General features: G+C 69.6%; 12 protein-coding genes. 5 read left to right on the top strand and 7 right to left on the bottom strand.

Annotated elements, in window-relative coordinates:
* Positions 1–89 precede the first annotated feature (89 nt).
* On the bottom strand, positions 90–1,625 hold the full coding sequence (locus tag ACIREO_RS35865; RefSeq protein WP_404118227.1) for a S8 family peptidase: 1,536 nt from the start codon (positions 1,623–1,625) through the stop codon (positions 90–92).
* A 310-nt stretch (positions 1,626–1,935) separates the two neighbouring features.
* Between ACIREO_RS35865 and ACIREO_RS35860 the strand changes: the two genes are divergently transcribed.
* From ACIREO_RS35860 to moaA, 3 genes are all read left to right on the top strand, one after another.
* A complete protein-coding gene (locus ACIREO_RS35860) occupies positions 1,936–2,301 on the top strand; it encodes a DUF485 domain-containing protein (RefSeq protein WP_404118224.1) in 366 nt (121 codons plus the stop codon).
* Positions 2,298–3,941, top strand: coding sequence for a cation acetate symporter (locus ACIREO_RS35855; protein WP_404118222.1), 1,644 nt, complete (start codon positions 2,298–2,300; stop codon positions 3,939–3,941). The genes ACIREO_RS35860 and ACIREO_RS35855 overlap by 4 nt, the downstream gene beginning before the upstream one ends.
* Before the next feature lie 159 nt (positions 3,942–4,100).
* Positions 4,101–5,090 (top strand): GTP 3',8-cyclase MoaA, encoded by a 990-nt coding sequence (gene moaA, locus ACIREO_RS35850; protein ID WP_404118220.1) that lies wholly within the window; start codon positions 4,101–4,103, stop codon positions 5,088–5,090.
* Between the two features lie 4 nt (positions 5,091–5,094).
* Here the strand turns inward: moaA and ACIREO_RS35845 are convergent, their stop codons facing one another.
* The gene (locus ACIREO_RS35845) at positions 5,095–5,343 is read right to left on the bottom strand and encodes a hypothetical protein (RefSeq protein ID WP_404118217.1); all 249 of its coding nucleotides are present in this window, start codon (positions 5,341–5,343) and stop codon (positions 5,095–5,097) included.
* A gap of 219 nt (positions 5,344–5,562) precedes the next feature.
* On the bottom strand, positions 5,563–5,949 hold the full coding sequence (locus tag ACIREO_RS35840; protein ID WP_404118215.1) for a DUF3099 domain-containing protein: 387 nt from the start codon (positions 5,947–5,949) through the stop codon (positions 5,563–5,565).
* Between the two features lie 211 nt (positions 5,950–6,160).
* Here ACIREO_RS35840 and ACIREO_RS35835 point away from each other — a divergent pair, with 211 nt between their 5' ends.
* Positions 6,161–6,445, top strand: a complete 285-nt coding sequence (locus ACIREO_RS35835) for a GlsB/YeaQ/YmgE family stress response membrane protein (RefSeq protein ID WP_104790078.1) — start codon at positions 6,161–6,163, stop codon at positions 6,443–6,445.
* A 73-nt stretch (positions 6,446–6,518) separates the two neighbouring features.
* On the opposite strand, the gene tyrS is transcribed toward ACIREO_RS35835, so the two are convergent.
* From tyrS to ACIREO_RS35815, 4 genes are all read right to left on the bottom strand, one after another.
* Complete coding sequence (gene tyrS, locus ACIREO_RS35830; protein ID WP_404118211.1) at positions 6,519–7,787, bottom strand: tyrosine--tRNA ligase; 1,269 nt, start codon at positions 7,785–7,787, stop codon at positions 6,519–6,521.
* Positions 7,788–7,839: 52 nt separating this feature from the next.
* On the bottom strand, positions 7,840–9,234 hold the full coding sequence (locus tag ACIREO_RS35825) for a metallopeptidase TldD-related protein (RefSeq protein WP_404118209.1): 1,395 nt from the start codon (positions 9,232–9,234) through the stop codon (positions 7,840–7,842).
* Positions 9,231–10,754 carry a TldD/PmbA family protein gene (locus tag ACIREO_RS35820; RefSeq protein WP_404118207.1) on the bottom strand — a complete coding sequence of 508 codons (1,524 nt, stop codon included), beginning with the start codon at positions 10,752–10,754 and terminating at the stop codon, positions 9,231–9,233. The genes ACIREO_RS35825 and ACIREO_RS35820 overlap by 4 nt, the downstream gene beginning before the upstream one ends.
* Before the next feature lie 569 nt (positions 10,755–11,323).
* Entirely contained in the window at positions 11,324–11,917 is a 594-nt protein-coding gene (locus ACIREO_RS35815) for a hypothetical protein (RefSeq protein ID WP_404118204.1), read from the bottom strand.
* 343 nt (positions 11,918–12,260) lie between these two features.
* Between ACIREO_RS35815 and fabG the strand changes: the two genes are divergently transcribed.
* On the top strand, positions 12,261–12,980 hold the full coding sequence (gene fabG / locus ACIREO_RS35810) for a 3-oxoacyl-[acyl-carrier-protein] reductase (RefSeq protein ID WP_404118202.1): 720 nt from the start codon (positions 12,261–12,263) through the stop codon (positions 12,978–12,980).
* The last annotated feature ends 1 nt before the right edge of the window (position 12,981 follow it).

The raw sequence follows: 12,981 nt of genomic DNA, 5'->3' as shown, positions 1-12,981 counted from the left end.
AGCGCACGGCGCTCAAGGTCCTCATCACGCCGTAGCCGAGCCGCACGCGGAAAGGGCCGGGGCAACTGTCCCCGGCCCTCCCTCATGCCTTACCTGCGGACCGCGTCCAGCGCGTCCACGACACCGGCCCCGTAGAAGCCGTTGTGCTGCTTGCCGCCCTCGCAGACCGCGTCGACGGTGCCGTCAGCGTCGATGTCGTACGGCGCTCCGCACGCCGTGGCGTCGGCCTGGTGCGTCAGCAGCGCCTTCACGCCGGCCGCCGAGGCGTGCGGGTGGGTCGACCTGATCAGGGCCGCGACGCCCGCGACGTGCGGCGATGCCATCGACGTACCGGCCTTGTAGCCGAATCCGCCGCCGGGCAGCGTGGACAGGATCAGACCGTTGTCCGCCGGTGCCTCGGGCGCCTGGTAGCGCGTCGAGTCACCGCCGGGGGCCGCCACGTCGATGACCCCGAGACCGTAGTTCGAGTAGGAGGACTTGAGGTTCTTCGCGCCGGTCGCGGAGACCGTCACCACACCCGGCAGCATGGTCGGGATGTCGGGGCAGGCGCTCGGATCGACCGTGCGGGTGACCGTCGTCGAGTCGTTCGGGCTCGTGGTGTCCTCGATGGCGTCGAGGGCCAGGTCCTGGTCGGAGTTACCGGCCGCGGCGACGTTGACGACGCCCTTGCCCTCCGCGTAACGGGTGGCCCGGGTGACCGCGTCGACGAGGGCGCCCTGGTCGGGGTCGTTCTTGCAGTTGAACAGCCACGGGTCGGTGTAATAGCTGCTGTTCGTCACATCGACGCCGTGCTCGGCGGCCCAGACGAAGCCGCAGACGACGGCCTCGGTGTAGAAGAACCCGGCAGGCGTGGACACCTTGATGCCGGAGACCTTCACACCGGGCGCGACGCCGGTGACCCCGGTGCCGTTCTTCGCCGCGGCTATGGTGCCCGCGACATGCGTGCCGTGGTCGCTCTCGCCGGCCGCGGGCCGCCAGGCGCCGTCCGTGGTGTCCGGGGCGCCGGACACACAGTTCACCGACGCCGCGCGGTCGAAGTTCGGGGCCAGGTCAGGGTGCGTGTCGTCCACACCCGTGTCGATGACGCCGACCGTGACCTTGCTGCTGCCGAGCGACTTCTCGTGAGCCTTGTCCGCCTTGATGGCCGGCAGGTCCCACTGCAGGGGCTCCAGCGGGTCCTGGCCCGCCACCGCGCCCTTCGACGCCGCCCGGGCCTCCGCGGCGGTGAGGGGCTGCTCCACCCCGATGTCCTTCGTCGCCTGCGGAACGATCGGGGCGGTGCGGGTGGCGCCCGCCGACCGGACGCCCCTGGCCTTGCGGATCGTCGTGCCGAAGTCCGGGTTCTGCGAGTGGACGACGATGACGCCTATCTTGTCGTACGACGTCACGACCGTCCCGCCGGCCGCGGATATCGCCTTCCGTACCTGCTTGACGGTGCCGTGGCCCGTCCGCGCCGTGTTCACGACGTAGGACAGCTCGGGGCCGTCCGCGGGAGCCACCGCCGCCGGCTCGTCCGAGGGTGCCGCGGCGGCGGTCCCCGTCGGAAGGAAGCCGAGCGAGGCCGTGAGCGCGAGTCCGACGGGCAGCGTGAGTACGCGAGTCCGTCTGGATGCCAGATGAGCCATGGGTTCTCCACATCATCCGTGCCGTGGGCCGGACACCGGTGTGTCCGTCCGGTACATGACCAGTGAAGTTATCGCTGATCTTCCCGGCGCATCAATGAATACGGGCAAGTGAGTTCGAGGTGTGACCTCTGGGAGTCGCGTCCGCGGGTGCCGGCCCGAGAAGACCGAACCTGCGGTGAACCGCTTCGCCGCGCTCTCCGTGCCGTTGCACAGGGAGTCGTGCGTTCAGCCCCCGCTACCCCCACAGCGCAGAGGACTCCCCTTGAAATCCACCGTTCCCACCACCGCACCCGCGTCGCGAGGAGAATCCGTGGCCACCGAAGCACCGCCGCCCCAGAGCCCTGAGGACGGCAGTCCCGTCCAGCCCACGACCGAGGCGTTCCTCGAGGCGCAGAACAGCCCGGAGTTCGCCGAACTGCGCCGTTCGCACCGCTCCTTCGCCTTTCCCCTCACCATCGGCTTCATTGCCTGGTATCTGCTGTACGTGCTGCTGTCCAGCTATGCCGGCGCCTTCATGAGCAAGATCGTCTTCGCGAACTTCAACGTCGCCTTCGTGTTCGGCCTCGCCCAGTTCGCCACCACGTTCCTCATCGCCTGGTTCTACTCGCGCCACGCCACGAACAAGCTCGACCCGCAGGCGGCGGCCATCAAGTCCCGTCTGGAGGCCGACGCATGAGCGCCGTGTACACCTCGCACGCCGTGACCCAGCTCGCCGCGTCGACGTCGTCGACGAGCGAGCACCGGCCGCTGATCATCACCCTCTTCGCGGTCTTCGTCGCGGCGACCCTGGGCATCACCGTCTGGGCCGGCCGGCAGACCAAGAGCGCGTCGGACTTCTACGCGGGCGGGCGGCAGTTCACCGCCTTCCAGAACGGCCTCGCCGTCTCCGGCGACTACATGTCGGCGGCGTCCTTCCTCGGCATCGCCGGCGCCATCGCGCTCTTCGGCTACGACGGCTTCCTCTACTCCATCGGCTTCCTCGTCGCCTGGCTCGTCGCCCTGCTGCTCGTCGCCGAACCGCTGCGGAACTCGGGCCGTTACACCATGGGCGACGTCCTCGCCTACCGGATGCGGCAGCGGCCGGTGCGTACCGCCGCGGGCATCTCCACCATCATCGTGTCGATCTTCTACCTGCTGGCACAGATGGCCGGCGCCGGTGTCCTCGTCGCCCTGCTGCTCGGTATCACCGGCGACGCGGGCAAGATCCTCATCGTGGCGCTGGTCGGCGTTCTCATGATCGTCTACGTCACCATCGGCGGCATGAAGGGGACCACCTGGGTGCAGATGGTCAAGGCCGTGCTGCTCATCGCGGGCGCCCTGCTGATGACCTTGATGGTGCTGTGGAAGTTCGACTTCAACATCTCCGACCTGCTCGGCACCGCCGCGGAGAAGAGCGGCCAAGGCTCCGCGTTCCTGGAGCCCGGCCTCAAGTACGGCGTCACCGACGTGTCGAAGCTGGACTTCATCTCACTCGGTATCGCGCTCGTCCTCGGCACCGCCGGACTGCCGCACATCCTGATCCGCTTCTACACCGTCCCGACCGCCAAGGCCGCCCGTAAGTCCGTCAACTGGGCCATCGGCATCATCGGCGCCTTCTACCTGATGACGATCGCCCTCGGCTTCGGCGCCGCGGCACTCATCGGACCCGAGGAGATCAAGGCGAAGAACCCGGCGGGCAACGCGGCGGCACCCCAGCTCGCCGAGTACCTCGGCGGACTCGGCACGACGGGGGGCGCCGTCATGCTCGCCGTCATCTCCGCCGTCGCCTTCGCCACGATCCTCGCCGTCGTCGCGGGCCTCACCCTCGCCTCCTCGTCCTCCTTCGCCCATGACATCTACGCCAACGTCATCCGCAGGGGGAAGGCCACCGAGAAGGAGGAGATGAGGGCGGCCCGCTGGGCCACCGTCGCCATCGGCGTCGTCTCCATCGGCCTCGGCGCGATGGCCCGCGACCTGAACGTCGCGGGACTCGTCGCCCTGGCCTTCGCCGTCGCCGCGTCGGCCAACCTGCCGACCATCCTCTACAGCCTCTTCTGGAAGCGCTTCACCACCCAGGGCGCTCTCTGGTCCATCTACGGCGGTCTCGCCTCGTCCGTCCTGCTGGTGCTGTTCTCCCCGGTCGTCTCGGGGAAGGCCAGCTCGATGTTCCCGGACGTCGACTTCGCCTGGTTCCCCCTGGAGAACCCCGGCCTCATCTCCATCCCGCTGGGCTTCCTGCTCGGCTGGGTCGGCTCGATCCTCTCCAAGGAGGAGCCGGACAAGGGCAAGTACGCCGAACTCGAGGTCAAGTCCCTCACCGGCACCGGAGCCCACTGACCTGCCTGCCGTGCCTCTGGCGGGGCCCCGTCGTAGAGATCTACGACGGGGCCCCGCCGCACCTCGTGTCAACCGAGCCCCCTCGATGTCACAGGCCTCGCGTACTCTCGGAGATGTCAGAAGCGCAACCGAGGACATAACCGGGGGAGGGGGCCGACAGTGCTCATCGACACCTACGGCCGGGTCGCCACCGACCTGCGCGTCTCACTGACCGACAAGTGCAATCTCCGCTGTACCTACTGCATGCCGGAAGAAGGCCTGCAGTGGCTCTCCAAGCCGGACCTGCTCAGCGACGACGAGATCGTCCGGCTCGTCCGGATCGCCGTCACCGAGCTCGGCATCACGGAGGTCCGCTTCACCGGCGGCGAGCCGCTGCTGCGTCCCGGGCTGGTCTCCATCGTCGAGCAGTGCGCCGCCCTGGAGCCACGGCCCCGGATGTCGCTCACCACCAACGGCATCGGGCTCAAGCGCACCGCCACCGCCCTGAAGGCGGCAGGCCTGGACCGGGTCAACGTATCCCTGGACACCCTGCGCCCGGACGTCTTCAAGACGCTCACCCGCCGCGACCGGCACAAGGACGTCCTGGAAGGACTCCAGGCCGCCCACGAAGCGGGACTCACCCCCGTCAAGGTCAACTCCGTCCTCATGCCCGGGCTCAACGAGGACGAGGCCCCCGACCTGCTCGCCTGGGCCGTGGACAACGCCTACGAGCTCCGCTTCATCGAACAGATGCCGCTCGACGCCCAGCACGGCTGGAAGCGCGACGGCATGATCACAGCAGGTGACATCCTCGCCTCGCTGCGCACGCGCTTCACCCTCACCGCCGAAGGCGACGAGGAGCGAGGATCCGCCCCCGCGGAGCGCTGGACCGTGGACGGCGGACCGCACCGCGTCGGCGTCATCGCCTCCGTGACCAGGCCCTTCTGCGGGGCCTGCGACCGCACCCGGCTCACCGCCGACGGACAGGTCCGCACCTGTCTCTTCGCCCGCGAGGAGACGGACCTGCGCGGCGCCCTGCGTTCCGACACGTCCGACGACGAGATCGCCAGGATCTGGAAGATCGCGATGTGGGGCAAGAAGGCGGGCTCCGGCCTCGACGACCCCACCTTCCTGCAGCCCGACCGCCCGATGTCAGCGATCGGCGGCTGAGAGGTCACCCGGAAGTCTCTGAGGACTCCCACTCCGCGAGCGGCACGACATCCTTGAGGAAGCCGCGCACCCCGAGGAACGAGGAGAGATGCTCCCGGTGCTCGTCACAGGCCAGCCAGGTCTTGCGGCGCTCAGGCGTGTGCAGCTTGGGGTTGTTCCAGGCGAGCACCCATACGGCGTCGGCACGGCAGCCCTTGGCGGAGCAGACCGGTGCGCCGGTGGCACTCTCGGCGGATGAATCGGGGAAGTTCACGGCCTCAACCCTAAGCGCTCCCGCCCGGCAGCTCCGCGACGCATCCCCGCCGGAGAACGGCGACGCCGAGCAGCCACGGGGGGAGCTGCCCGGCGTCGGTCCGTCGCTCCGACGGGGGATGCGGAGCGCTCCCGAAGTATGCCACGGGGGTCGGGGTCCGGTGCACCGGAACGACATGATTGATCTGAGCTTTTCTTGAGCTTCGCGGGGCGCTCCCGCTCAGTCCGCAGGGTGCGGATCGCCTGCGCGGCCGGCGGGACCGGGCTCCGTGACGGGCTCGGGAGCGGGTTCCGCACCGCCGCCCGAAGGAGCCGCACCGAGAGCGGGCCGTATCGGTGCCGGCACGAACGTCGTGGGCAGCGAAGGGGCGTTCTCACGACCGGCGTTGGCGATGACCACCGCCACATAAGGAAGCAGAACGCCCAATGCGAGCGCCACCACGGCCACATGCCTCTCGACATTCCACAAGGTCGTGGCCAGCACCACCGAGACGGTGCGCACGGACATCGAGATGATGTAGCGCCGCTGCCTGCCACGCACATCGTCGGCGAGCCCCTGGCGGGCACCCGTGATCCGGAAGACCTCCGCGCTGCTCTGCTTCCGCATCGTGATTCCACCACCAGTTCTCTGTGCCGGACTTCCCCGGACGGTGCGCTCCTACGGTACGCCCGGCGTCCGCCTCATTCGAGACCGGGGCGAGTTCCGTGAGCCCGGGCCCGGCCGCACTCTCACGTACGGCCCTGTCCGGCATGCGGCGTACGTCCGGCGGGCCGAGACTGGCGAACGTGCGCACTACCGCGCCGCACGAGGAGGCGATATGAGCTGGTTGTGGGCAATCATCGTAGGACTGGTGCTGGGTGTGATCGCCCGGGCGATCCTGCCGGGGAAGCAGGACATTCCCCTCTGGTTGACGGTGGTGTTCGGCATCCTCGGCAGCATCCTCGGCAACGCCGTTGCGACATGGATCGGGGTCAACGACACCAAGGGGATCGACTGGATCCGCCATGTACTGCAGCTGATCGGTGCCGTGGTCGTCGTAGGCGTCGGCGACATGGTCTGGCAGTCGATCCGAGGTAAACGGGGCAACAGGCAGCGAACCTGACCCCCGGTACGACACAGCACCGCGGCCGGCCACGCGTCATGCGTGACCGGCCGCGGTGCTGTGCGCGTCGGCGTCAGCCGGCGGTGACCTCGACGGCGGCCAGGTTCTTCTTGCCCCGGCGCAGAACAAGCCAGCGTCCGTGCAGCAGCTCCTCGGCTGCCGGGGCGGCCTCGCCGTCCGTGACCTTCGCGTTGTTCACGTAGGCCCCGCCCTCCTTGACCGTGCGGCGGGCGGCCGACTTGCTGGCGGAGAGCCCGACCTCGACCAGGAGATCCACCACCGGACCCAGCTCGGCGACCCGGGCGTGCGGCACCTCGGACAGGGCGGCGTCCAGCGTCGCCTCGTCCAGCTCGCCGAGCTCACCCTGACCGAACAGTGCCTTCGATGCCGCGATGACCGCCGCGCACTGCGCGCCGCCGTGCACCAGCGTCGTCAGCTCCTCGGCCAGCGACCGCTGCGCGGACCGCGCCTGCGGACGCTCCTCGGTGAGTTTCTCCAGCTCGTCGAGCTCCTCACGGCTCTTGAAGCTGAGGATGCGCATGTACGTCGAGATGTCCCGGTCATCCACATTCAGCCAGAACTGGTAGAACGCGTACGGCGTCGTCATCTCCGGGTCGAGCCAGACGGCACCGCTCTCGGACTTGCCGAACTTGGTGCCGTCGGCCTTGACCATCAGCGGCGTCGCCAGCGCGTGCACGGCGGCACCCGGCTCCAGGCGGTGGATCAGGTCGATCCCCGCCGTGAGGTTGCCCCACTGGTCGCTGCCGCCCTGCTGGAGGGTGCAGCCGTAGCGCCGGTACAGCTCCAGGAAGTCCATGCCCTGGAGGAGCTGGTAGCTGAACTCCGTGTAGCTGATGCCCTCCTGCGACTCCAGCCGGCGGGCCACGGAGTCCTTGGTGAGCATCTTGTTGACCCGGAAGTGCTTGCCGATGTCCCGGAGGAACTCGATCGCGGACAGGCCCGCGGTCCAGTCCAGGTTGTTCACCATCGTGGCGGCGTTCGGGCCCTCGAAGGTGAGGAAGGGCTCGATCTGCCCGCGCAGCCGCTGGACCCACGCGGCGATGGTCTCCGGGTCGTTCAGCGTGCGCTCCGCGGTCGGCCGCGGGTCACCGATCTGGCCTGTGGCCCCACCGACCAGGGCGAGGGGCTTCAGCCCGGCGAGCTGGAGCCGGCGCATGGTGAGCACCTGCACCAGGTGGCCCACGTGCAGACTCGCCGCGGTCGGATCGAAGCCGCAATAGAAGGTGACCGGGCCGTCCGCGAGCGCCTTGCGCAGTGCGTCCTCGTCGGTGGACTGGGCGAACAGCCCGCGCCACTTCAGCTCGTCGACGATGTCCGTCACGGTCGTTTTCTCCTTGCAGGATCCGATTGGTTGTCCGGTCAGTCTATGGGGGTCATACGCCCCGGCTGACCGAGCTCATGTGGAAGTCGGGGATGCGCAGTGCGGGCATCGCGGCCCGCGTGAAGTAGTCGCCCCACTCGCGCGGCAGCGTCTTCTCCGTACGGCCCGCCTCCGACGCCCGGGACAGCAGCCCGACCGGCGACTCGTTGAACCGGAAGTTGTTCACCTCGCCGAGGACCTCGCCGTCCTCCACCAGATAGACCCCGTCCCGGGTCAGGCCGGTCAGCAGCAGGCTGGCCGGATCCACCTCCCGGATGTACCAGAGGCAGGTCAGCAGCAGGGCCCGGCCGCTCGTCGCGGCCACCATCTCCTCCAGGGACCGCTCACCGCGGCCGTCCAGGACGAGGTTGTCCATCGACGGGGCGACCGGAAGATCCGTCAGCCCCGCGGAGTGCCGGGTCGTGGTCAGCCGCTCCAGCCGGCCGTCCTTGATCCAGTCCGTCGGAGCCAGCGGCAGCCCGTTGTCGAAGACGGAGGAACCGTCGCCCGACGCGTGCGCGATCACGAAGGGCGCCGCCTCGAGCCCCGGCGCGTGCGGATCGCTGCGCAGCGTCAGCGGCAGCTCCGAGAGCGTCTCGCCGATCCGCGTACCGCCACCGGGCCGGGAGAAGACCGTCCGGCCCTCCGCGGCGTCCCGGGCGCCCGCCGACCAGTACTGGTAGATCAGCAGGTCGGCCACCGCGGTCGGCGGCAGCAGCGTCTCGTAGCGCCCGGCCGGCAGCTCGATCCTGCGCTCCGCCCAGCCGAGGCGCTGCGCCAGCTCGGCGTCGAGGGCCGCCGGATCGACGTCCTTGAAGTCACGGGTGGCCCTGCCCGCCCAGGCGGAACGGGTCCGGTCGGGGGACTTGGCGTTCAGCTCCAGCGTCCCGTTCGGCTGGTCGTGGCGCAGCCTCAGGCCCGTCGACGTACCCAGGTAGGTCGAGCTCAGCTGGTGGTGGGCGAAGCCGTACAGCTCACGGCCGCCCGAGCGGGCCCGCGCGAAGGCGTCGCCGAGCGCCGGGGCGAAGGCGGCGAACACGTCGGAGCCGGTCTCGGCCGGCGGTTCTGTGAAGTCGGCGGACACCGGGACCCCGGAGACCAGCGGCTGCGCGTCCTCGGCCGGACCGGCACCACGCGCGGCGGCCTCGGCGGCCCGCACCAGTGGCTCCAGGTCGTCGGCGGTGACGGCCGAACGGCACACCACACCGGATGCCGTTCCCTCCGCGCCGTCCACGGTCGCGATCACGGTCAGGGTCCGTCCCCGTGTCACCCCGTTCGTGGTGAGCGCGTTGCCCGCCCAGCGCAGATTGGCGGAGGAGTTCTCCTCCGCGATGACCACGCAGCCGTCGGTGGTGGACAGCTCCAGTGCGCGCTCGACGATCTCGTACGGCTTGCTGACGCGGCTCATCGCCCGCCCTCCTGCGTCGTGTTGAGGATGTTCACGCCTCGGAAGAGGGCGGAGGGGCAGCCGTGCGAGACGGCCGCGACCTGACCCGGCTGAGCCTTGCCGCAGTTGAACGCGCCGCCCAGCACATAGGTCTGCGGGCCGCCGACCTTCTCCATCGAGCCCCAGAAGTCCGTCGTCGTCGCCTGGTAGGCCACGTCCCGCAACTGGCCCGCCAGCCTGCCGTTCTCGATCCTGAAGAACCGCTGCCCGGTAAATTGAAAGTTGTACCTCTGCATGTCGATCGACCACGACCGGTCGCCGACCACGTAGATCCCGCGCTCCACCCCGCCGATCAGGTCCTCGGTGGAGAGCCCGCCCGGATCCGGCCGCAGCGACACGTTCGCCATGCGCTGCACCGGGACGTGCTCCGGCGAGTCGGCGTACGCGCACCCGTTGGACCGGCCCTGACCCGTCAGCTTCGCGATCCGCCGGTCCGTCTGGTAGCCCACCAGCGTGCCGTCCTTGACCAGGTCCCAGGACTGGGCCTCGACGCCCTCGTCGTCGTAGCCGACCGTCGCGAGCCCGTGCTCGGCGGTGCGGTCACCGGTCACGTTCATCACGGGGGAGCCGTACGCCAGCTTGCCGAGCTGGTCGAAGGTGGCGAACGAGGTGCCCGCGTACGCCGCCTCGTAACCCAGCGCCCGGTCCAGCTCGGTGGCGTGGCCGATCGACTCATGGATCGTCAGCCAGAGGTTGGACGGGTCGACCACCAGGTCGTACGTCCCCGCCTCGACGCTCGGCGCCCGCATCTTCTCGGCCAGCAGCCCCGGGATGCGCTCCAGCTCGCTGTCCCAGTCCCAGCCGGTGCCCGTGAGGTACTCCCAGCCCCGGCCTGCCGGTGGGGCGATCGTCCGCATCGAGTCGAACTCGCCGGTCGTGCCGTCCACGGCCACGGCGGTCAGCTGCGGATGCACCCGCACCCGCTGCTGGGTGGTGACGGTGCCGGCGGTGTCCGCGTAGAACTTGTTCTCGTGGACCGTCATCAGGGAGGCGTCCACATGCGCGACGCCGTCGGCCGCCAGCAGCCGCGCACTCCACTCCGAGAGCAGCCCGGCCTTCTCCTCGCCCGGCACGGAGAACGGGTCGACGTCGTACGCCGACACCCAGGTCCGCTCGCCGTGCACCGGCTCGTCCGCCAGCTCGACGCGCTCGTCGGAACCGGCCGCCGCGATCACCTTCGCCGACAGCTTGGCCATGGCGACGGCCTGCGAGGCCACCTTCGCCGCCGCGTCCATCGTCAGGTCCACCCCGGACGCGAACCCCCAGGCCCCGCCGTGAACCACCCGGACCGCGTACCCGGTGTCGGTGGTGTCCGACGTCCCGGACGGCCGGGCGTCCCGCAGCCGCCAGGAGGCGCCGCGCACCCGCTCGAACCGGAAATCCGCGTGTACGGCGCCGAGCGCACGGGCGCGGGCGAGGGCCGCGTCGGCGAGGGCACGCAGCGGCAGGGCCAGGAACGACTGATCTACCTCGTGGGCCACGAAGGGCTCCCCTCCTTTGACAGTTCTGGCAGTGAATCATGGGGCGGACGGCCACCGGGCGGCCACCGCTTTTGTGACCGTCTTCTGCGGCCGTCGACGTCCAGCTCGATGTCTTCAGGCGCGTGGAGTGGCGCTTCCCCGCGCCTCCCTGAGACGACGGCCGCCCGCCCGGGGTGCCCGGGAGGGCGGCCGTCGCTGTGGGCCATGCCTGTTCGGGACGCTGCCCGCTCCGAAGCGGTGAGTCCCAGGCGCATGAGTTCCAGGCTCTTCGAGTCGCGGCGCCGGCCCGTCCACCGCCGGGCGGCGTTCTCAGCCGCATGGATGTGAGCCGGCGCCATCTGCGGCCCGGGCCGCTCCGGCTGGTCCTGCCACTGCACACCGGCCCAAGCCCCCAGTACCCCTCGGGTCAGGAGATCCGAGAACCGGTGCCCAGGTGTGGTCTGTTGGGAAAGAAGTGGAGCTTCGCATGAATGATCATGCGTCGTGGGACGTGGTCCGATGAACGGCCAGTGGGTCCGGCTGGATCTGTTGATGCCGCAGGGCGCGACTCACCCTCTGCCGGCTCTCGGTCATCTCCGGGGCCCTTGTCGTCGGTCGCCGCGAGACTGCTGAAGGGGGGGAAGGCCACCGCCTTGGTCGCGCCCGTCGCCGCCTCGACCGCGGCGGTCGCTGCCCGGCGGCGCAAGTGCGGCGGCCGCCGCAGTGGCCCGCTCCGGCGTGCTGTACCGCCCTGTCCGGTCCGCGACTGTCTGCACCAGCCGGCGGCTGTCGATGTGAGTGATGAGACGCTGCTGGTAGGTGCTGAGGGCTTCGTCCGCCCTCCGCCGGGATTCGCGCACCTCGTCCTCCAGCGGCTGCCGCACGTCCGCCGTCTGGGCGATCACGAACTGAGCCTGCTCAGGTGAGTACTCTTGAGCGGTGATGTGCTGCTGCAGATCCTGCTGAAAGGCGTTCAGTTCCTCCATCCCGGCGCTGAGACGCTCGTTGGCTCTTTCGATGCGGCGATACGGGTTCGCCTGGTCGAAAGCTCGCTGCTCCCTGTGGGGCAGGGCGTCCCGGACGGCCTCGGGGCCCAGGTCCGCAACCAGTTCACGAGCAGTCGACGGAGCCGGTGGCCCGGCATAGATCTCGAAGCCCGGCCCGCTCTGATTCGGATAACTCATTCAATTCCCTTCGTTGATCGGTAACTCCTCTCATACGTCCCGCGCTCCTGAACGGTTCAAGCTGTACTCGCGGCACCACCATCGGGTGGGCGCGATCACACCCTCGGGGCTCACCTGGCGACGGCGCCACCACGGCCGTGCACGGTCCGGCAACGACGGCCCGGGGGACCTGGCCACGGGACCGGTCGCATTCGGCGTCCGGCATGGCGGACCGAGACGGCCGCCGCGACTGTGGGAACCCGACAGTCGCGGCCCGGCGGCGCTGTCAGAGGCCGATTCCTTGGATGAGGGGTGGTACCGATAGGTTTTCGATGTACCAGACCGCCAAGGAAAGGGTGATCCGATGAGCCGCTCGGTTCTCGTCACCGGAGGAAACCGGGGCATCGGCCTCGCCATCGCCCGCGCCTTCGCCGACAACGGCGACAAGGTCGCCATCACCTACCGCTCGGGAGAGCCGCCGCAGGCGCTCACCGAGGCGGGCGTTCTCGCGGTCCGGTGCGACATCACCGACACCGAGCAGGTGGAGCAGGCCTACAAGGAGATCGAGGAGAAGCACGGTCCCGTGGAGGTGCTGGTCGCCAACGCCGGTATCACCAAGGACCAGTTGCTGATGCGGATGTCCGAGGACGACTTCACGTCCGTGGTCGAGACCAACCTCACCGGCACCTTCCGCGTCGTCAAGCGCGCCAACCGCGCGATGCTGCGCGCCAAGAAGGGCCGTGTCGTCCTGATCTCCTCCGTCGTCGGCCTCCTCGGCTCGGCGGGACAGGCCAACTACGCGGCGTCCAAGGCGGGCCTGGTCGGCTTCGCCCGGTCGCTGGCCCGCGAGCTCGGTTCACGGAACATCACGTTCAACGTCGTCGCACCCGGGTTCGTCGACACCGACATGACCCAGGTGCTCACCGACGAGCAGCGCAAGGGCATCGTGTCGCAGGTGCCGCTCGGCCGCTACGCGCAGCCTGCCGAGATCGCCGCCGCGGTGCGCTTCCTCGCGTCCGACGACGCGTCGTACATCACTGGAGCCGTCATCCCCGTTGACGGCGGATTGGGCATGGGTCACTGAT

The sequence above is a fragment of the Streptomyces sp. NPDC102441 genome (genome assembly GCF_044765585.1).
Classification (GTDB): Bacteria; Actinomycetota; Actinomycetes; order Streptomycetales; family Streptomycetaceae; genus Streptomyces.
The sequence above is the reverse complement of the archived record's forward strand: the minus strand, read 5'-3'. Positions and strand labels throughout refer to the sequence as shown.

Excerpts from the sequence above, each read along its gene's own strand:
- ACIREO_RS35835 (WP_104790078.1), top strand. The coding sequence starts at position 6,161 with ATGAGCTGGTTGTGGGCAATCATCGTAGGACTGGTGCTGGGTGTGATC.
- ACIREO_RS35865 (WP_404118227.1), bottom strand. The coding sequence starts at position 1,625 with ATGGCTCATCTGGCATCCAGACGGACTCGCGTACTCACGCTGCCCGTC.
- ACIREO_RS35855 (WP_404118222.1), top strand. The coding sequence starts at position 2,298 with ATGAGCGCCGTGTACACCTCGCACGCCGTGACCCAGCTCGCCGCGTCG.
- ACIREO_RS35840 (WP_404118215.1), bottom strand. The coding sequence starts at position 5,949 with ATGCGGAAGCAGAGCAGCGCGGAGGTCTTCCGGATCACGGGTGCCCGC.
- ACIREO_RS35815 (WP_404118204.1), bottom strand. The coding sequence starts at position 11,917 with ATGAGTTATCCGAATCAGAGCGGGCCGGGCTTCGAGATCTATGCCGGG.
- ACIREO_RS35825 (WP_404118209.1), bottom strand. The coding sequence starts at position 9,234 with ATGAGCCGCGTCAGCAAGCCGTACGAGATCGTCGAGCGCGCACTGGAG.
- fabG (WP_404118202.1), top strand. The coding sequence starts at position 12,261 with ATGAGCCGCTCGGTTCTCGTCACCGGAGGAAACCGGGGCATCGGCCTC.